Source organism: Kitasatospora sp. HPM-01-4, assembly GCF_051374625.1.
In the GTDB taxonomy this organism is placed as follows: domain Bacteria; phylum Actinomycetota; class Actinomycetes; order Streptomycetales; family Streptomycetaceae; genus Kitasatospora.
Genome location: NZ_JBPQGP010000005.1, coordinates 8,755,573 through 8,773,050, shown reverse-complemented (window position 1 = coordinate 8,773,050; position 17,478 = coordinate 8,755,573). Strand labels below are relative to the sequence as shown.

At 72.1% G+C, this 17,478-nt stretch carries 18 protein-coding genes; 6 read left to right on the top strand and 12 right to left on the bottom strand.

What is annotated here, in order from left to right; translation table 11 throughout:
* Positions 1-99: 99 nt before the first annotated feature.
* The gene (locus tag ACSMTC_RS37765) at positions 100-768 is read right to left on the bottom strand and encodes a hypothetical protein (protein ID WP_436564276.1); all 669 of its coding nucleotides are present in this window, start codon (positions 766-768) and stop codon (positions 100-102) included.
* A 76-nt stretch (positions 769-844) separates the two neighbouring features.
* A complete protein-coding gene (locus tag ACSMTC_RS37760; RefSeq protein ID WP_436564275.1) occupies positions 845-1,282 on the bottom strand; it encodes an OsmC family protein in 438 nt (145 codons plus the stop codon).
* A gap of 416 nt (positions 1,283-1,698) precedes the next feature.
* Between ACSMTC_RS37760 and ACSMTC_RS37755 the strand changes: the two genes are divergently transcribed.
* Positions 1,699-1,902 (top strand): ferredoxin, encoded by a 204-nt coding sequence (locus ACSMTC_RS37755; RefSeq protein ID WP_436564274.1) that lies wholly within the window; start codon positions 1,699-1,701, stop codon positions 1,900-1,902.
* A 129-nt stretch (positions 1,903-2,031) separates the two neighbouring features.
* Positions 2,032-3,246 (top strand): cytochrome P450, encoded by a 1,215-nt coding sequence (locus ACSMTC_RS37750; RefSeq protein WP_436564273.1) that lies wholly within the window; start codon positions 2,032-2,034, stop codon positions 3,244-3,246.
* Between the two features lie 115 nt (positions 3,247-3,361).
* Here the strand turns inward: ACSMTC_RS37750 and ACSMTC_RS37745 are convergent, their stop codons facing one another.
* The 8 genes from ACSMTC_RS37745 to qcrB form a co-directional block, all read right to left on the bottom strand.
* The gene (locus ACSMTC_RS37745; RefSeq protein ID WP_436564272.1) at positions 3,362-4,798 is read right to left on the bottom strand and encodes an FAD-dependent monooxygenase; all 1,437 of its coding nucleotides are present in this window, start codon (positions 4,796-4,798) and stop codon (positions 3,362-3,364) included.
* 46 nt (positions 4,799-4,844) lie between these two features.
* A complete protein-coding gene (locus ACSMTC_RS37740; protein ID WP_436564271.1) occupies positions 4,845-5,510 on the bottom strand; it encodes a VC0807 family protein in 666 nt (221 codons plus the stop codon).
* Positions 5,511-5,585: 75 nt separating this feature from the next.
* On the bottom strand, positions 5,586-6,218 hold the full coding sequence (locus ACSMTC_RS37735; RefSeq protein ID WP_436564270.1) for a TetR/AcrR family transcriptional regulator: 633 nt from the start codon (positions 6,216-6,218) through the stop codon (positions 5,586-5,588).
* Positions 6,219-6,422: 204 nt separating this feature from the next.
* A complete protein-coding gene (locus ACSMTC_RS37730) occupies positions 6,423-7,631 on the bottom strand; it encodes a wax ester/triacylglycerol synthase domain-containing protein (protein ID WP_436564269.1) in 1,209 nt (402 codons plus the stop codon).
* A gap of 214 nt (positions 7,632-7,845) precedes the next feature.
* Entirely contained in the window at positions 7,846-9,108 is a 1,263-nt protein-coding gene (locus ACSMTC_RS37725; RefSeq protein ID WP_436564268.1) for a glycosyltransferase, read from the bottom strand.
* Between the two features lie 136 nt (positions 9,109-9,244).
* Complete coding sequence (locus ACSMTC_RS37720; RefSeq protein WP_436564267.1) at positions 9,245-10,180, bottom strand: alpha/beta fold hydrolase; 936 nt, start codon at positions 10,178-10,180, stop codon at positions 9,245-9,247.
* Positions 10,181-10,476: 296 nt separating this feature from the next.
* Complete coding sequence (locus tag ACSMTC_RS37715; protein ID WP_436564266.1) at positions 10,477-10,944, bottom strand: PPOX class F420-dependent oxidoreductase; 468 nt, start codon at positions 10,942-10,944, stop codon at positions 10,477-10,479.
* A 155-nt stretch (positions 10,945-11,099) separates the two neighbouring features.
* A complete protein-coding gene (gene qcrB, locus ACSMTC_RS37710) occupies positions 11,100-12,719 on the bottom strand; it encodes a cytochrome bc1 complex cytochrome b subunit (RefSeq protein ID WP_436564265.1) in 1,620 nt (539 codons plus the stop codon).
* A 128-nt stretch (positions 12,720-12,847) separates the two neighbouring features.
* Here qcrB and ACSMTC_RS37705 point away from each other — a divergent pair, with 128 nt between their 5' ends.
* The gene (locus ACSMTC_RS37705) at positions 12,848-13,591 is read left to right on the top strand and encodes a TetR/AcrR family transcriptional regulator (protein ID WP_436564264.1); all 744 of its coding nucleotides are present in this window, start codon (positions 12,848-12,850) and stop codon (positions 13,589-13,591) included.
* Between the two features lie 284 nt (positions 13,592-13,875).
* Here ACSMTC_RS37705 and ACSMTC_RS37700 read toward each other — a convergent pair whose 3' ends face one another.
* The gene (locus tag ACSMTC_RS37700) at positions 13,876-14,247 is read right to left on the bottom strand and encodes a hypothetical protein (RefSeq protein ID WP_436564263.1); all 372 of its coding nucleotides are present in this window, start codon (positions 14,245-14,247) and stop codon (positions 13,876-13,878) included.
* A 161-nt stretch (positions 14,248-14,408) separates the two neighbouring features.
* Here ACSMTC_RS37700 and ACSMTC_RS37695 point away from each other — a divergent pair, with 161 nt between their 5' ends.
* On the top strand, positions 14,409-14,801 hold the full coding sequence (locus ACSMTC_RS37695) for an RNA-binding S4 domain-containing protein (protein WP_436564262.1): 393 nt from the start codon (positions 14,409-14,411) through the stop codon (positions 14,799-14,801).
* A 189-nt stretch (positions 14,802-14,990) separates the two neighbouring features.
* On the opposite strand, the gene ACSMTC_RS37690 is transcribed toward ACSMTC_RS37695, so the two are convergent.
* On the bottom strand, positions 14,991-15,518 hold the full coding sequence (locus ACSMTC_RS37690) for a hypothetical protein (RefSeq protein ID WP_436564261.1): 528 nt from the start codon (positions 15,516-15,518) through the stop codon (positions 14,991-14,993).
* A 427-nt stretch (positions 15,519-15,945) separates the two neighbouring features.
* Here ACSMTC_RS37690 and ACSMTC_RS37685 point away from each other — a divergent pair, with 427 nt between their 5' ends.
* Positions 15,946-16,587 (top strand): DedA family protein, encoded by a 642-nt coding sequence (locus tag ACSMTC_RS37685; RefSeq protein WP_436564260.1) that lies wholly within the window; start codon positions 15,946-15,948, stop codon positions 16,585-16,587.
* A gap of 320 nt (positions 16,588-16,907) precedes the next feature.
* On the top strand, positions 16,908-17,351 hold the full coding sequence (locus tag ACSMTC_RS37680; RefSeq protein ID WP_436564259.1) for a DUF3592 domain-containing protein: 444 nt from the start codon (positions 16,908-16,910) through the stop codon (positions 17,349-17,351).
* Positions 17,352-17,478: the final 127 nt, after the last annotated feature.

Sequence of the window (17,478 nt, the reverse complement as noted above, 5' to 3'; positions counted from 1 at the left end):
TCGGCGGCGCGGCACCCGCTCGGCCGGCGCTCCCGGGGAACGGACGGGGCCGGCGGGCGGGTGTGCCCGGCGGGCGAGCCGTCCCGGCGACCGGCCCGGTCAGTAGGAGCGGCGGTACCGGAGCATCCGGGCGGCGAGGAGGGCCTCCTGCCCGGCCAGTCCGAGGCCGATCACGGTGAACGCCCCACCGGGGAAGGCGATGGTGCTCCAGTCGAGTTGACCGGGGAAGGCGGCGTGGCCGGGCCGGTCGGGGTCGAAGAGGACCTGCACGTGGTCACCTGCGGACAGGCCGTCCGGGCCGGTCCAGGGGTCGTCGGCCGCCGCCTCGACCGGGCCCTGTCCGGTGTCGATGGTGAGCCTGATCGCGGCGGGGCTCTCCTTGGTCCCGGCCTTGACGTACTCGGCCGAGGTGACCACCGCGGGGACTTCCTCGGCATCGGCGTAGTGCATCCACATGTGGACCTTGGTGCAGTCGAAGACGACGCCGGTGATCGTGAAGGCGGCGGCGCCGACCAGACTCACCAGGGTGTGCAGGGCTCGTCTGCGCACCCTGGTGCGGTTGTGGCCCGTCGGCGTGAAGTCCGCCCACTCGAAGACCGCTTCGGCCGGGTCGGCCGCGAAGACCGCGCCGGCCAGGCGGCCTGCGGTTCGGTGTCCCGGGAAGGCCGGACGGCCCGAGAAGACCGGCAGGATCCTCCCCAGGCCGTACCCGGCGTAGCCGCGTCCGGCGAATGAGTGGCGGGTCGTGTCATGGCTGTTCGACGTCACAGCTTCCCCCTGGTCTGTCGTCTGTCGCCCCCCGTGCCGCCCGCCTGGTCCGACGCGTCCGGCACCGAACCCTCGGTCAGTGGCGGGCACCTCCGGCAGCGACGATGGGCAGCCCGTCGCGGACCGCGCGGGTGACCGGTGTGCGCTCGGCGATGTCCAGCAGGCGGGCGCGCTGGGCCTCGTCCAGTTCGCCGGTGAGGTCGATCCGGCGGGTGAGGCGGTCGCCGTGCTCGCTCTTCTCGTAGGCCATGTGGACCCGGACCTGCTCCAGCGGCCAGCCCTTGCACTGGGCGTACATCCGCAGAGTGATCGCGGTGCACGAGCCGACGGCGGAGAGCAGCAGGCCGATCGGCGTCGGAGCGGTGTCCTGGCCGCCCGAGGACTCCGGCTCGTCGGCGGCCACCGGGTGCTTGCCCGCGCGGATCTCGACCCGGTAGTCGGTGGCGGTGCCGGTGGCGACCACGGCGGCGCTGCGGGTGAAGGTATCGGCGTCGGTGGCGTTCGCCAGGTCCATCTCGGGTCGCTCCAAGGTGTCGTCGGTCCGGCCTCGCCGCCTGGGGCTCGCCGCTCCGGTCAAGTCCCTCCGGGATTGGGGCAGTTGGCCTTGGAGGTGGATCCGGAAGCCGCACGGTTCGTCATTCAACTAGTTGTATGAGACCACAAGACCCGTCCGGGCACCACCGGACTTCCCGATTCTCCGTCAGCCCGCCACAGCCCGTCCTCAGGTTCCGACCACACCTCGGGAACCAGCCCCGCACCCGCCTCCACCGCCATGGCGTCGGGTGGATTCGGAAGCGGGGATTCGGGAGTCGGATTCCGGCCAAACCCCGCGAGTTGGCAAGAAGCCCTTCGTGCGCGACGGGGCGTGGGTTAGATTGCAATCAGTTGCCCGAGGCAACTGATTCCCCTCTCCCACCCGAGGTGCGCGCGATGAAGGTGACCATCGATCAGGACCGCTGCTGCGGCGCGGGACAGTGTGTACTGACCGCCCCCACGGTGTTCGACCAGAGCGAGGACGACGGACTCGTCCAGCTCCTCACGGATCGCCCCGACCCCTCGGTGCACGCCGAGGTCCGGCTGGCAGCCGCACTCTGCCCCGCCAACGTGATCACCGTGCACGAGGGCGACTCCTGAGCACCGGCGACGTCGAACAGCACAGCACCGGACGCCGTTCCCGGCCTTCCTGACGCACCGACAGCCCGGTCCCCCCGTTTCTTCAGCGCTCGGAAGACGCACCTGGAAGACGCACGTGGAAGGAACCGCATGACCACCGTTGCCAACGGTGCGGCCGACAGCATGCCGACCGTTCCCGCCGCCAGGGGCACCTGCCCCTTCTCTCCCCCGCCCGCCTACGAGGAGGCCCACCGCACCACCGGCCCGATCAGCCGGGTCAGCCTCTGGGACGGCAGCCAGTGCTGGCTGCTGACCGGCCACCGGCAGGCCAGATTCGTGCTCGGCGACCGCAGGTTCAGCGCCGACATCCGCCACCCCGGGTTCCCGATCCTCTTCCCCGGACGCCGCGAGCTGGTGACCCGCTCCACCCCGACCTTCATCCGCCTGGACGACCCCGAGCACGCCCGCCAACGCCGACTTCTGACCGGTGACTTCATCATCAAGCGGGTGGAGGCGATGCGGCCGCAGATACAGCAGATCGTGGACGAGACGCTCGACCGCATGATCGCCCGAGGCGGGCCGGCCGACCTGGTGCGCGACTACGCCCTGCCGGTCCCCTCACTGGTGATCTGCCTGCTGCTCGGCGTCCCGTACGAGGACCACGAGTTCTTCCAGAAGCAGAGCCACGCACTGCTGAGCCTCAGCTCGACGCCGGCCGATGTCGAGACCGCACAGGACGAACTGAACTCCTACCTGGCCGAGTTGGCCGCCCGCAAGCAGCGTGAACCCGACGACAGCGTGCTCAGCCGGCTGGTCGCCAAGGGCGAGGTCACCCTGGAGGAGGCCGCCGCGATGGGCGTACTGCTGCTCATCGCGGGCCACGAGACCACCGCCAACATGACCGCGCTCGGCACCCTGGCCCTGCTGCAGAACCCCGAGCAGGCCGAGCGGCTGCGCTCCGACCCCTCCCTGATCAAGGGCGCGGTCGAGGAACTGCTGCGCTACCTGACGATCGTCCACCTCGGTGTCCCCCGGGTCGCACTGGAGGACGTGGAGATCGACGGCACGCTGATCAAGGCCGGTGACGGAGTGCTGTCCATGATCTCCACCGCCAACCGGGACGAGGAGGTGTTCCAGGACGCCGACCGGCTGGACGTGACCCGGGAGGCCCGCCGCCACCTCTCCTTCGGCTTCGGTGTCCACCAGTGCCTGGGCCAGCCGCTGGCCCGTGCCGAACTCCAGATCGCCCTCCAGACGCTGCTGGAGCGGCTGCCCGGTCTGCGGCTGGCCATCCCCTACGAGGACGTCCGCTACCGGACCGACATGGCGATCTACGGAGTGCACGAGCTGCCGGTCACCTGGTGAGACCCTGGCCGGGCGCTGCCCGGCCGGGCGCGTGCGCTCCCGGCCGGGGGCGTACGCGGTCGGAGCACCGCCCGGGCCGGATACCGGCCTGGGCGGTGCTCCGCTCGGATGCCCCCTACACCCGCGCGGGCGCCCCGAACCACCGGTGCAGCGCCTCCCGCAACCCCCCGTCCGCACCCTCACCGACCCAGCAGACATAGCCGTCGGGCCGGACCAGGATGCTCGGCCCGTCCCCTCCGTCCCGGGCTGTGCAGTCGACCCGGTCCGACCAGGGCGCGACCGCCCCGGCGAGATCCGGCCGGCCTTGGGCACTCAGCAACAGGCCGCGCCCGCCGAGCAGTTCGATCCCCGGCAGCCGGGCACCCAGCAGCGGGTGCGCGGGCTCCCCCGGCATCCGGTAGCGGATGTCCAGTCCGGAGATCATCCCGGCGATCCGCCGGTTGGCCTCCGGCGTGGCGAGCAGCTCGGCGAAGATGCCGCGCAGGGAGAGGACGTCCAGGTCTGGCAGGCTGAGCACGCCCTGGGCCCTGGTGTTCTCCAGCACCATGGCGCCCACCGGGTGGCGTTCGTCGTGGTAGCTGTCCAGCAGCCCCGGCGGCGCCCAGCCGTGCAGTTCGGCGGCGAGCTTCCAGCCGAGGTTGAAGGCGTCCTGCACACCGAGGTTGAGGCCCTGGCCGCCCATCGGGGTGTGGATGTGGGCGGCGTCCCCGGCCAGTAGCACCCGGCCGTCGCGGTACCGCTCGACCTGCCGGGAGGCATCGGTGAACCGCGAACCCCAGCGCAGCTCGCGCAGCCGGACGGCATCACCGTGGTGCAGGCGCAGCCCGGTGCTCACCTCGTCCTCGGTGACCGGGGCGGACCGCTCGACGCCCTGCTGCGCCGGGCCGCCGAGGACCAGCCGGTGCAGACCGTCACCGAGTGGCAGCAGGAAGCAGACACCGTTCTCGTTCGGTTCGAACTCCGGTAGCCGCCACTCGCCGCCCGCCGCGCCTGGGCCTTCGAGCACCACGTCCGCGACCACCGCCGACATCCGGCCGTCCCGGCCCGGGAAGGCGACGCCCAGCCCCTTGCGGACCGCACTGTGCCCGCCGTCCGCACCGATCAGGTACCGCGCCCGCAGGCGGCGGTGCCCGCCCGCACCGGTCACCGTGGCCGTGACGCCGTCGGCGTCCTGCGCGAAGTCCGCCAGCTCGTGTCCGCGCAGCACCGGAACGCCGTGCTCGGCCAGCCTGCCCTCCAGGAACTCCTCCACCCTGGCCTGCGGGATACCGACCTGGTACGGGAAGGCGGTGTCGAACACCGTGTAGTCCAGCGGCAGTCCGCAGAAGTGTCCACCGGGGACGGTCGCCACCGCCCGGTTCAGCACCGGTTCCAGCCAGCCGCGCAGCTGGAGGAGCTCGGCGGTGCGCGGCTGGAGGTTCAACGCCTTTGACTGGCCGGTGCGTTGCGGCAGTCGTTCGAGCACCAGGGTGTCCACGCCCGCGAGTTGCAGTTCGTTGGCGAGCAGCAGACCGGTGGGCCCGGCTCCGACCACGAGAACGTCCGTGTCCATCTCCGCTCCTTCTCTTCGAAGTTGACGTCTGACCGGCTTCCGCCGCTCAGACCTTGAGCCCGTGCCGTGTGACGTAGCGGTAGTGGAAGCCGAAGAGCGCACCGAGCACCACCAGCCACTGCACCGTGCTCACCAGTGGAACCGCGTCGACCGGGAGGGTGCAGGCGAGCACCACCCGGACCACGGCGTCCAGGGTGAATCCGGATCCCCAGACGGCGGTGAGCACCCGGATATGCCGCCGGAAGGCGGGATCGCGGTCCCAGTTGCGCAGCCACTCCTGTGCGCCGTCCTCACCGATCTTCGCCGCGACGACCGAGCGGGAGGTGGTGAGCATGAACGGCCGCCGGGTCGGCAGCGTGCCCAGCACCCACAGCCCGAGCACACCGATCAGCCAGCTGTCCCTGATCAGCAAGGTCCTGGGATCCCCGGTCACCAGTGACATCAGAGCGCCGACGACCAGCAGGAGCAGGGTGAACACCGGCATCACCTCGATCCGGCGGCGCCTGGCCATCCCGAGGGCCAGCCAGGGCAGCACCAGCAGGCCGCTGACCGTGAGCGCCGCCCACTGGCTCATGCCCAGGCCGTGCAGCAGGTAGTAGCCGCCGAGCGGAATGCCCAGCTCGAAGACGAGCGACCGGATCAGCTGCCGGCGTGCGGCGGCGGCCTTCTGCTTCTCGGTGGGCTCGATGGTCCGTACCGCTGACTCACTCATGGTCTCCCCCTGTGATTCTCTCTGTGCCGTACTGTTCGCCGTTGCCTGACTGTTGCCGCCGCCTGCCGGTCTCCCTTACGGCATACGGCGGGTGGCCAGGTCGAAGATGTCCGCCAGCTCGGCCCCGCAGGCCGCGATGTCGAGCTCCGGGTCTAGCACCGAGCGGGCGATCACGCCGTCGATGGCTCCGCGAAGGGCCGTCACCATCACCTTGGCGTCGAAGTCCCGGAACTCCCCGGATGCCTGGGCCTCGCGCATCCGCTGCTCCTGGATGCCCATCATCGCCTTCAGCGTTCCCACGAAGCCGATCCGGTGCGGGTCGTCCCCCTTGAGGTTGGTGAGCACCTCGTTGAGCGCGGGCAGATGCTTCGGATAGACCGTCAGCAGCCCGATGTTCGACTCGATGAAGGCCCGAAGCCGGCCCCGGTAGCCGTCGGCCGCCTCGATCCGGGGCACCATATGGGCCTCGGCCACCCGCATCACCTCGGTGACGACCTCGTGCATCAGGTCGTCCTTGCCCTTGAAGTGGTACGAGATCATCCCCGTGCTGCTCAGACCGGCCTGCTTGGCGATCTTCGAGAACGAGGTCTTGGCGTAACCGACCTCCGCGAGCACCTCGATGGCGGCCTGCACGATCTGCGCCCGCCGCGCCGACTCGGTGAAGGTCCTGCCCGCGTTTTGCTCGCTCACACTGTTCTTTGCTGGCATGAGCAAAACTGTAAGGCTTCTTGCTCAACCGAGCAAGAGCTTGGCCGAGTCCGTCTTCCGGGCAGGCCGAAGGGCCGTCCACCACGGGAGGATGAACGGTCTTCGGACGACATCCGGTGAACGGTCCGGCCGGCCGTGCGCCCTCCGCAGCCCACCGTCCCGAGAGCCCGGACGGGGGCTCGGCCGGGCGGCGGTGAGGGCGGGTCAGCAGCCGAGGGAGCGGATCTCCTCATGGATCAAGTCGGCCAGCGGGCCTGCCAGTCGCGCATGGCGGCGGTCGGTGATGGCGGTCACCACCGCGTTGGTGCCGTGGTGGGCCATGGTCACGGCCAGCGGGTGGCCGGGGCCCAGTGGGGGGACGAGGGCGAAGCCGGTGGCGGTGGCGGGGCCGAGGGTGAGCCGGCTCGCGCGGGTCGCGACGCTGGAGCACAGGACGGAGAAGTACCGGGGCGAGTCGACATAGCGGCCCAGGAGTGCACCGAGCGGTGTGTAGCGGAGCGGCTGGCGTGCGACCAGCTCGGCCTGCGCACGGGCCCGTTGCCTGAGCTCGTCGCGGTGGGTGCGGCCGTGCACGGCGGCCAGCCGCCGCTTCGGCTGCCGTCGCACGGGCAGCGGTACCCGGACGGTGGCGTAGTGGTTGCCGAGCAGCAGCCCCTGATCGGCGCCGCGCACGTCGACGGGGACCAGCGCGCAGACCCCGGGAAGCAGCGGCAGGCGCCCGGTGAGGCCCAGCCTCCGCAGCGCGCCGGAGGTCGCGGCCAGGAACACCGCGTTGCCGGACGCCGGATCCGGCGACAACGCGGCGCGGGCGGCGTCGAGTTCGGCTCGCGGGATCCGGCTGAAGGCGAGGGTCCGCAGCGGTTCGACCGGGCCGTGGAACGGCAGTGGGCGGGCGCGCGGCAGCAGATCCGACAGGGCCCAGCCGAGTTGGCGTCCCGGACCGGCCGGGGTCCGCTGCCCAGGTGGAGCTTCGGACGGCGGTACCGGCGGGCCGTCGAGCAGGGTCCGGAGGATCGCGACCAGGGAGCATCCGTCCAGCAACGCGTGGTGGGCACGGAGCAGCAGGGCGAAGCCGCCACCGGCCGGTCCGGGGAGCAGGTGCAGCTGCCACGGGGGCCGGCCGGGGTCGAGCGGGCGGGCCACCAGCTCGTCGGGGCTGGTGGTCAGGGGTTCCGCGTGGATGTGGCGCGAGGGGTCGAAACCCGTCTCGCGGGTCCAGCGCGGCCAGTCCGAAGGGGCGGCCTGGGTGGCGGACAGGCCCAGGCGCTCGTACCCCCGCAGGCGTTCGTGTGCCAGCTCGCGCAGGGTGGCGAGGGTCGGTGCGGGGCCCTCGAACCAGGCGAGGACCGCGACCGTCATACAGGCCGCGCCGCTGCGCTGCTGCCGGTGGAACCAGGCGTCCTGCGGCGGCATGGGGGTGCCTGCCGACGTCCGGACACCGACCGGGAGCGGGGGCGCGGGTGATGTCACGTGGGGTGTCCTCTGTCGGTGGGGCCTGGGAGTTCCGGGCGCCCTGTCGGTGGGGCTTGGACGTTCGGGTCGTCCTCGGCCGGTGGGACCCGGGAGTCCGGGGTGCCCCGTCAGACGGGCCCGGGAGTCCGGTCCGCGCGCCGACGGTGGCGCGGCCTCAGCCGCCGAGGCCGTCGATCGCTCGGGCGAGCGCACCCGCCCCGTCCTCCTGCGCCAGCCGGGCGGCGAGGGCGCCCGCACGCCTGGCGAAGCCGGCCTGGCCGGTCGCCCGGGTCAGGGCCCCGGCCAGCCGCCCGGCGGTGAGCCCGGCACAGGGCAGCACCTCGGGGCTGACGCCCAGTCGGACCAGTCGCGCCGCCCACCAGGGCTGGTCGGTCATCACCGGGACCGGTACGGCCGGCACCCCCGCGCGCAGCGCGGCGGCAGTGGTACCGGCTCCGGCGTGGTGGACCACGGCGGCGGTGCGCGGCATCAGCCAGCCGTGCGGAAGGGCGCCGACGGTGATCACGTCATCGTCGATCACGGACAGCCCGGCCCAGCCGGACTGGACGATCCCGCGCAGCCCGGCCTGCCGCAGGGCCCGGGCGGCGATCTCACCGAGCCGTACCGGGTCGCCGGGCGTCATGCTGCCGAAGCCGATCAGTACCGGAGGCGGACCGGCCGCGAGGAAGTCGGTGACCAGCTCCGGGGGTTGCCAGTCGGGGCACTCGTGCGGCCACCAGTACCCGGCGACGTGCAGTCCGGGCCGCCAGTCCGCCGGGCGGGGGACGACGGACGGGCTGTAGCCGTGCCAGATCGGCCACCGGCTCCGCTCCCGCTCACGGCGCAGACGGCCGCCGCCGTGGTGCGGCAGGCCGAGCCGGGCGAACAGCCGCCGCCGGGCCGGGCCGTAGAGGCCGTCGACCAGCACATTTGCCGCTCGGCCGCGCAGCAGGTTGGCCGGGCCCGGGGGCCGCCAGGCCATGGCGCACGGGGAGAACTCCCTGGTGGGCACCTCGGGCTGGAGGAACACGCCCATGCTGGGGATGCGGTGGTACTCCGCGAGCGGCCCGCCGATCGGGGCGGCGAGGGTGGACAGCAGCAGCAGGTCGGCCTTGGGGTCCACGGCGTCGAGGATGCCGTCCACGAGTCCGAGGGTGGCCGGTTCGACCGCCTGCCGGAGCGATCGCAGCTCCTGCAGCCGGTGGACGGCACCCCGTGCGGGCGCCGTGTCCCGGAGTCTGCCGTGCGCGCCGACCAGCGCCTCGAACGGGTCCGCCGCCAGCGGGCGCAGCCGCAGGCCGCAACAGGTCACCGCCTCGGCGTACTTGGCGTGGGTGACGATCTCCACCTCGTGGCCCTCGGCCGCCAGCCGGTGCCCGAGGCCGGTGTACGGCGCGACCGAGCCCATGGTGCCCACCGTGATGAGCTGGATACGCATACCCGTGGGCCTCCCGTTGCCGATCCACCGCAGCCGCCGCACCGAACGCGACAGGCCCGAACACCGTCACACCGAACGCGGCCGAACCACCGCTGTCTGCCAACGAGTTGCCCTCGGAAGCGGTTACGGCCCCGCGTCAATGTCCTCTGCCGGGCCGGGAGATCCGCTCGACGCCGCGGCAGTAGGGGAGCCCTGACAGGGACTCCTCCGCCAGGAACCTGGTGGCCAGGTCGGCGACTTCACCGGTCCGCTCCAGGTGCAGCATGTGGTCGGCGTCGGCCACCTCCGCGAACCAGCTGTCCTCGCAGGTGGCGGCCAGCGCCCGGCAGAGGTCGGGCGTGGTGAAGGTGTCGTGCTCGCCGGTGGTGACCAGGACGGGAGCGGCCGGGGCCCGGCTCGGGTCCACCATCTCGTGCCTGAGCAGGCGGTGGGTGTTGGCGAAGGTCTGCTCGACCTCGTCGGCGCCCAGGTTGAGCAGCCGGCGCAGCAGGAACCGGCGCACCCGCGCACCCGCGGTGACGGACGCGCCCCAGTCGGCGTTCATCAGCAGCTCGACCGAGGCCTCGGCGAACTCCTGCATCCGCCGCTCGGCCAGGAGGTCCATGGTGCGGCGCATCGCGATCCGGGCGTGCTCGGGGATGGCGGTCATGGTGCCGATGAGCACTATCCGCCGGACGCGTTCGGGGTGGCGCTGGGCCAGCCGGTAGGCGATGGCGGTGCCGTACGAGCCACTGACGATGTTGGCCGACGGCAGCCCCGTCTCGTCGAGCATGTGGACCAGCGCGTCGGCGAGGAAGTCGGCTCCGTAGCGGTCCGGGAGGACCCCGCCCGCGCCCCAGCCCGGCGGGTCGACCGTCAGCACGTCCGCGTGTGCCAGGAACTCCCGCTCGAACCGGCCCCAGGTCTCCTTGGTCTGGAACGCGCCGCCGATCAGCAGCACCGGCGCGATACGCGGCGCGCTCGTCCTGACCAGCCGCGACTCGCAGTGGTACCCCTGCCAGCGGTGGCTCGACACCTCGGCCGGGAAGGCGGTGGAACGCGCGGCGGCGCGGGGCGGGGCTGCCAGCGACACGAATGCCTCGTTTCTTTCGCCGAGAGGTGAGGGCTGCATCGGAGATACCCGGGGAACCGGGAACGCCCCGGAGGGCGGGAACGCCACGGGCGTCCGGGGCTCCGGGGGAACACCGACTGACTGACTATCAGAGCCTAGGGGCGCCCGTGCCCGTGGCACGCACAACGGCGAATGCTTACCACCAAATAGTGAATTCTCCGGAGGGAGCGGAACGGGGACGGCGGAGAACCGCGCGATGGGCTCCGTATCGCCCTCGCGCGGTTCCCGTACCCGGAGTTCGGGCGGCCGGACGCGCCCTAGTTGAGGCTGTACCAGCCCGGCGGCCGCCAGGGTTCACCGGTCAGCAGCCACTCCCGGTCGACCAGGGTCAGCCGGATGCCGACGGTGCCGTCCAGGCCGCTGCGCAGACGCGCGCGGGCCAGCCGGAGCAGGGCCGTGAGGCCGTACTTGTTGATGAGCGAAGTCCGGTAGCGCGCCGTGGTGTCGGGGTCGCAGACGGCGGCCCGGGCGGGCACCGGGGCACCGGTCGCCCTGCCGTGGCCGTCGCACGGAACGACGAACACCCGCGAGCCCCTCCGCACCTGCCGCACCGCCCGGCTGTCGGCCGGGACCCAGACCCCGAGCGCGGCGCCGTCCGGCACCACCCAGGTCGGAGCGGTGAGCGGGGTGCCGTCGGCGGTGGTGAGCAACAGGTGGCGGCGGGCCGCCAGTTGCGCGGTCCGGCGCTGTACGGCCGGCTCTTCGTGGAGCGCTGTCGTCGTCATGTCACAGCTCCGAGTTCATCCGAGGTGGTTCGACGTCGTCCGGGACCGATGAGGGATTGCGGAACGCATCACGGGACCGCGCCCCGCCCGCCTGGAAGGGGCACGGGCCGGAGAACGGGGAGAGGAGCATGGGGCGGGAGCACGTCACACGGTGCTCAGTGGGCGTCGGCGTGGTGTCCGTCGGCGAGCTCGCGCTGCTCGGCCGCGGTCGGCTTGGCGATCTGGCCGGCCGGTCCGAAGTACGCCGTGGACAGCCGGGCCCTGGTCCTGGCGAGCGTTCCGGCCCTGCGCTCGACCCCGTTGCGGTCGGTCCCGGCCGGGAGTTCGAGCGGCCGGTGCTGCTCGTGTGCGGTCAGCCGGTGCAACTGCTCGGGTGTCAGCGGCTGGTGGACCTCGACGAACTCACCGTGCGGCAGTCGCCTGATGATTCCGCTCTCCCGGCCGTGCAGCACCTTCTCGCGGTCCCGGCGCTGGAGGCCGAGGCACCACCGCTTGGTGACGAGGAAGACGACGACCGGTACCGCGAAGACGCCGATCCGCACGGCGTAGGTGATCGCGTTGAGCGAGAGGTGCAGATGGGTGGCGATCAGGTCGTTGCCACCGCCCGCCAGCAGGACCAGGTAGACACTGATCCAGGCGGCCCCGAGCGCGGTGCGGACGGGCGCGTTGCGCGGCCGGTCCAGCAGGTGCCGCTCGCGGGTGTCACGGGTGATCCACGCCTCGGCGAACGGGTAGACCGCGATCGCGCCGAGCACCAGCGGGAAGAGCAGGAAGGGGATCAGGATGCCCAGGTTGAGGGTGTGGCCCCAGGCCCGGACCTCCCAACCCGGCATCACCCGGATCAGGCCCTCGGCGAAGCCCATGTACCAGTCCGGCTGCGCGTCCGTGGACACCTGGTCCGGCCGGTACGGCCCGTACGCCCAGATCGGGTTGATGGCGACGACGGCCGATACGGCGGCGATGACACCGAACACCAGGAAGAAGAAGCCGCCGGCCTTGGCCATGTAGACCGGCATCAGCGGCATGCCGACCACGTTCTTCTCGGTCCTGCCCGGACCGGCCCACTGGGTGTGCTTGTGGTAGAAGACCAGGATCAGGTGCGCCACCAGCAGGCCCAGCATGATGCCCGGGATCAGCAGTACGTGGATGGTGAAGAAGCGCGGCACGATGTCGGTGCCGGGGAACTCACCGCCGAACAGGAACATCTGTACGTACGTGCCGACCAGCGGCAGCGCCAGGATGGTGCCCTCGATGAAGCGGATACCGGTGCCCGACAGCAGGTCGTCCGGGAGCGAGTAGCCGAAGAAGCCGTCCAGCATCCCGAGGAAGAGCAGCAGGAAGCCGAAGATCCAGTTGATCTCACGCGGCTTGCGGAACGCCCCGGTGAAGAAGACCCGCATCATGTGCACGAACATCGCGGCGACGAACACCACCGCCGCCCAGTGGTGGATCTGACGGATCAGCAGACCGCCGCGCACCTCGAAGCTGATGTTCATGGTCGAGGCGTACGCCTCCGACATCCGGATGCCGTCCAGCGGGGCGTAGGGGCCGTGGTAGACCACCTCGGCCATGCTCGGCTTGAAGAACAGCGTCAGATAGACGCCGGTCAGGATGATGATGACGAAGCTGTAGAGGCAGATCTCCCCCAGCATGAAGGACCAGTGGTCCGGAAAGATCTTGCGCAGGTTGGCCTTGGCGAGGGAGTAGACCCCGAGCCGGCCGTCGGCCCAGTCGGCGGCCCTGACGCCGCGCGAGGCCGTCCTGGTTGATGGCATCACACACCCCTGTTGATCGGAGGATGGCGGGAGAACATGGCGGAAATTAATCGGGGAGCACTCCCCACTTCCGGAACCGACTGTAGCGCAACCGGGGAGGTGTCCCCGGTTCCTGTTAGGGTCGGGGTATGCCAGAGCACTCCGAGAAGCCCGCAGACCGCCCGAGGAGCCGGAAGGCGACCGGGAGGCGCACCGGGGCCGCCGGAACGGCCGTGCCCGACCGGGCCGCCGCGCCCCCCGGCCTGCGGCGGGACGCCCAGCGCAACCGGGAACTGCTGCTGGCCGCCGCCCGCGATGTGTTCGCCGAGCAGGGACTGGGCGCACCGCTCGACCTGATCGCGCGCCGTGCGGGTGTCGGCAACGCGACGCTCTACCGGCGCTTCCCGACCCGGGACTCGCTGATCGAGGAGGTGTTCGCCGACGCACTGTCCGAGCTGGCTGAGGCCGCCGAGGAGGTGCTGGAGATCGAGGACGCCTGGACCGCGCTGACCCGCTACTTCGAGCGGATCTTCGCCCTGGTCGCCGCCGACCGGGGGATCAACGACCTGGTGACCATGAGCAGCCCGGACATCAGGGCGCTGGCCGACACCATCGAGCGCAACACCCGGACCGTCTCCACCCTGGTCACCCGCGCCCAGGAGCAGGGCACCCTGCGCACCGACGTCACACCCACAGACCTGCTGGTGGTGATGGGACCGGTCTGCCGCGCCGTCCCGGCCTTCGCCACCGTCCATCCCGAGGCCTGGCGCCGCTACCTCGCCATCGTCCTCGACTCGTTCCGCTCCGGCCCGCCCCGGCCGCTCCCCGGCCTGCCCACGGCGGAGGAGGAGTTGGACGGAGTCTTCACCGGCGTCTGGGAGATCGACCGCTGATCCCGGCCGGGCCTTCGGCGCGGGCGGTCGTACGCCACGGTGCCGCCGGCGGTCGGCTCTCGCCGCACCGCCGGCCGTCAGGCCTCACCGCACCCGGGCACATCGAGGGGCCGTCCGACGGTTGACCACATGGCCCGCTCCCCCGTGGCCGCCCGCCCCCGGCCTCTCCGCTCCCCGCCGCCGGGCCGTCCGCCGCCTTCCGCACCTCCTGCTCTGCGGCGGGAGACCTGCTCTGCGGCGGGAGACGCGGAAGGCGGCGGGTCCGCATCCCGCCGAGAGCGGTGTCACTCCCCCTCGGCCACGTCGTCCGCCAGGACGTAGCCCTGGGCGCGGCACCAGCGCCGGACGGCCTGGACGCGCTGGGTGGCGGCCTCGGCCACGGCGCTCCCCACGGGGGTGGCCATCGCCTCGCGGCGCTCGCGGGCCGCGTTCTGCTTCGCGGCCTCCACCACGTCATTGGCGACCCAGCTGTCCAGCTCCCCGTGCTCGCGCCAGCGGGTCAGCCGGTTCTCGGCTGCGTGGTAGGTGGCCTGCCGGTCGCTGTCGCGGGTCGCGATGGCGATCTGCCGCCAGTGCTCGGAGCGCGCCGTGAGGTACTCGTCGATGGCCTCGCGGGCCACGGTGGCGTCCGGATCCTCGTCCGGTTGGTGGTTCATCACGAAGGAAAGGTAACGGCCGCCCCTCCCGCCGTTCCGGGGGCTCGCCCGCACAGCCGGAAAGGATCAGGCGTGCCCGCGCGGCACGGCGTGGCCCGAGCGGTGCGCGGGAGCCGGGACCGCCGTCCGGGCGGCACCGCGCAGGTCATAGGGTCTGGGGTATGAGTTCGGACGAGGGAACTGTGCGCGTCGACAGCTGGATCTGGTCGGTCCGGTTGACCAAGACCCGTTCACTGGCGGCGACCGCCTGCCGGGCGGGGCACGTCCGCGTCAACGGCACGCGCGTCAAGCCGGCCCAGCCGGTGCGGCCCGGGGACGAGGTACGGCTGCAGCAGGAGGACAGGGAGCGGATCGTGGTCGTCTCCCGGGTGATCAGCAAGCGGGTCGGTGCGGGCGTCGCCGCCGAGTGCTTCGTCGACAACAGCCCGCCTCCGCCCAGCCGCGAGGAGATCGCCTCGGTCGGCCTGCGCGACCGGGGTGCCGGGCGGCCGACCAAGCGCGACCGGCGCGAGCTCGACCGGCTGCGCGATCCGGGCCGCCCGCCCGAGCGGTGACGACGAGCGGCCGGGAGTTGCCCGGGTCCGGCAGGGTGCGGCCATCAGCCGCACCGAGCCCCCGGGGAGACCAGTCTGCTGCCCGAAGTGGCCGCCCACTCCGCGGTGTTGACCTGCGGATCGCGGCGGGACCGGACAGGCCGACGCCCGCCCGACCGAGAGCGGCGGGGCGGGCGCGGAACGGTGAGGTCAGTGCCCGGCTGCGGCCTGGGCGGCCGCCGGGGCGTCCAGGACGCCGAGGATGTCGTTGAGGATGGCCACGAGGTCAGCGGCGATCGCGGCCAGGTCGCCGGGGATCGCGGCGGCGTTGCCGGCCAGGACATCGGCCAGCAGTTTGGCGAGGTCGGTGTTGAGCTTGGCGAGGTCGGACGTAAGGCTGCGCGGTGCCGCGCCCTGCCTGGTGGCCACCTTGTCGGTCTCCGCCTGCAGGGTGGCGACGGCGTCCCTTGCCGCGTCCACCTGGGCCTGGAAATCGGCCTTGTCGGGCTGGGGGTTGGTCTTGACGGTCTGCGCGACGTCGTCCACCCTGCTGGTGAGGTCGCCGAGCAGGCCGAGCTCGTGGATCTGCTGGAGCGACTGCGCCTGGTCCGCCTGACTCGCGTGGGCGGCGGCGGTCTGCGGGACCGGTACGGTGGCCGCGTTCGCCTGGACGGTGGTGGCAATGGCTCCGGTGAGCGCGACACCGGCAAGTGCCGCAATGATCCGCTTGTTACGCATGAAACAACCTTTGCTGTGTGATCTGAGGCCGCAGAGGGGCGGCGATCGCCAGCCTCACCCAGCTCATAACGGTTCGCAATCGCAAGACTCCGAACGGTCACCTCACCCTCCGTGCGCGGCCTGGCCGGAGCGCCTCGGCAGGGCGGGATCGCCGCAGTAGGGCGAGGCCGCGCCGCCATCGAGAGCACGATCAGCACCACGGCTGCGCCCGCCGGACCGTCGGGGCGCCGACGGCGGAGCCGGGTATCGCGTCAGCCCGATGGGGTTGTACAGAAAGCCGTCTGACGGACTGCCAGACGGATCCGGGCCGAGGAGCCGCCCTCCCCGACGCGCGTCCGTCCCGGCGCGAGCCGCCACCCCGACCCGGACCGCCCGCGTTACATTGAGCGGAACAGGACCGGCGGGGAAGCCGGCACGGAGGCGGCCGATGCACTCGATCACCGACTGGCTGCGCGGCCTTTCCGGCCCGGTGGTCTACGCGGTCGTCGCCGCAGTGGTCTTCGCGGAGGACGCCCTCTTCTTCGGCTTCGTACTGCCCGGCGAGACCGCGGCCGTGCTCGGCGGCGTCCTCGCCCACCAGGGCAGGGTCTCCATCGGCTGGCTGATCCTCACCGTGGTCGGCGCGGCCGTCGTGGGCGACTCGGTCGGCTATGAGATCGGCCGTCGTATCGGTCCGGGAATCCTCGACTCCCGGCCGCTGCGGCGCCACCGCCGGCGCCTCGCCGAAGCGCAGGACCTGATCCGCCGCCGCGGCCCGGTGGCGGTCTTCGCCGGCCGCTTCATCGCGTTCTTCCGGGCGACGATGCCCGCCCTGGCCGGCGTCTCCCGCATGCCCTACCCCCGGTTCCTGCTCTTCAACGCCCTCGGCGGCATGACCTGGGGCACCGGCTTCCCCCTGCTGGGATACTTCGCCGGCAGCGCCTACAGCCGTGTCGAGGGAATCGTCGGGCGCACCACCGCCATTCTGCTCGCCGCCCTGGTGGTGGTCGCCCTCACCGTCTGGCAGCTGCGCCGTCGCAGGAGCGGGCGCCGCAGCCGGCCCCGGGACGACCACGACCGCAGGCCCTGAACCTCGTCCACTCCCGACGGCAGCGGCCCATCGCCGCGCGGCCGTTCACCGGACCGCAACCCGCGGGATCCCGGCATGGACCGCACCCCGACCGCCATCCCGCCGGACCCGGATGCGTCAACTACACCCCGGATGGCGCTAGTTCAATCCGTCATCAGTGACTGTCCATTAGCACATCGCTCATCGCTCCGCCGACGGCCGTCGAGTACACCCGACCACCGCCCGACCCGCCTCCGCCGGGCCCACCCGGGGACCGCCGGCGGCGGTGAATCCTCTCGATCGTCACTCAACTCACCCTTGCTGAAGGTATTTTGGCGGCCATGGGAGGTCTCGCGCTGGTTCTCGTGGGCCTGGTGACCGCGGCGGCCACCGCCACGCTGTCAGTGCGCCTGGCGCGGAAGGCGGTTCGGAGTCTGGGCCTGCACCGGCGCGGGGTGCGGACCACGGGCCGGGTGGACTCGATCCGCCATCTTGAGGACAGCGAAGGCAACCCCTACGCCCGCGCACTCGTCGCGTTCGAACTGCCGGACCAGCGGACCGGGTGGACGGACGCTCCATGGTGTCGGCCGGACGGCACCGCGTACGCGCCCGGCGACCGGGTACCGGTGCTGTACGACCCGCAGCACCCGACGCGGGCTCACACCCTGCCGCCGGGGCGCCGGCCGCAACTGCGGGTCCGGGCCGGAGTGCTGGCTCTGCTCGCCGCCGTGGCGGCAGCGGGTGCCGCCACCGCGGCCTGGCTGGCTCTCGCCCTGCGTGGGTGAGGGCGGGGTCGGCGTCCACGGTACGGACCGGTCCAACGAGCCGCCTCCCGCCGGTGAGTAGCACCGGCCTACTCGTACGAGTAGTGGTGAGCGCCAATTTGCCTGGCTAGTGTCCCGAACGAGAGTT

What these genes read in the sequence shown, in the direction of transcription:
- ACSMTC_RS37750 (WP_436564273.1), top strand. Translation starts at nt 2,032, where the DNA reads ATGACCACCGTTGCCAACGGTGCGGCCGACAGCATGCCGACCGTTCCC.
- qcrB (WP_436564265.1), bottom strand. Translation starts at nt 12,719, where the DNA reads ATGCCATCAACCAGGACGGCCTCGCGCGGCGTCAGGGCCGCCGACTGG.
- ACSMTC_RS37685 (WP_436564260.1), top strand. Translation starts at nt 15,946, where the DNA reads ATGCACTCGATCACCGACTGGCTGCGCGGCCTTTCCGGCCCGGTGGTC.
- ACSMTC_RS37735 (WP_436564270.1), bottom strand. Translation starts at nt 6,218, where the DNA reads ATGCCAGCAAAGAACAGTGTGAGCGAGCAAAACGCGGGCAGGACCTTC.
- ACSMTC_RS37700 (WP_436564263.1), bottom strand. Translation starts at nt 14,247, where the DNA reads ATGAACCACCAACCGGACGAGGATCCGGACGCCACCGTGGCCCGCGAG.
- ACSMTC_RS37760 (WP_436564275.1), bottom strand. Translation starts at nt 1,282, where the DNA reads ATGGACCTGGCGAACGCCACCGACGCCGATACCTTCACCCGCAGCGCC.
- ACSMTC_RS37740 (WP_436564271.1), bottom strand. Translation starts at nt 5,510, where the DNA reads ATGAGTGAGTCAGCGGTACGGACCATCGAGCCCACCGAGAAGCAGAAG.
- ACSMTC_RS37730 (WP_436564269.1), bottom strand. Translation starts at nt 7,631, where the DNA reads ATGCCGCCGCAGGACGCCTGGTTCCACCGGCAGCAGCGCAGCGGCGCG.
- ACSMTC_RS37725 (WP_436564268.1), bottom strand. Translation starts at nt 9,108, where the DNA reads ATGCGTATCCAGCTCATCACGGTGGGCACCATGGGCTCGGTCGCGCCG.
- ACSMTC_RS37695 (WP_436564262.1), top strand. Translation starts at nt 14,409, where the DNA reads ATGAGTTCGGACGAGGGAACTGTGCGCGTCGACAGCTGGATCTGGTCG.
- ACSMTC_RS37705 (WP_436564264.1), top strand. Translation starts at nt 12,848, where the DNA reads ATGCCAGAGCACTCCGAGAAGCCCGCAGACCGCCCGAGGAGCCGGAAG.
- ACSMTC_RS37745 (WP_436564272.1), bottom strand. Translation starts at nt 4,798, where the DNA reads ATGGACACGGACGTTCTCGTGGTCGGAGCCGGGCCCACCGGTCTGCTG.
- ACSMTC_RS37715 (WP_436564266.1), bottom strand. Translation starts at nt 10,944, where the DNA reads ATGACGACGACAGCGCTCCACGAAGAGCCGGCCGTACAGCGCCGGACC.
- ACSMTC_RS37690 (WP_436564261.1), bottom strand. Translation starts at nt 15,518, where the DNA reads ATGCGTAACAAGCGGATCATTGCGGCACTTGCCGGTGTCGCGCTCACC.
- ACSMTC_RS37680 (WP_436564259.1), top strand. Translation starts at nt 16,908, where the DNA reads ATGGGAGGTCTCGCGCTGGTTCTCGTGGGCCTGGTGACCGCGGCGGCC.
- ACSMTC_RS37755 (WP_436564274.1), top strand. Translation starts at nt 1,699, where the DNA reads ATGAAGGTGACCATCGATCAGGACCGCTGCTGCGGCGCGGGACAGTGT.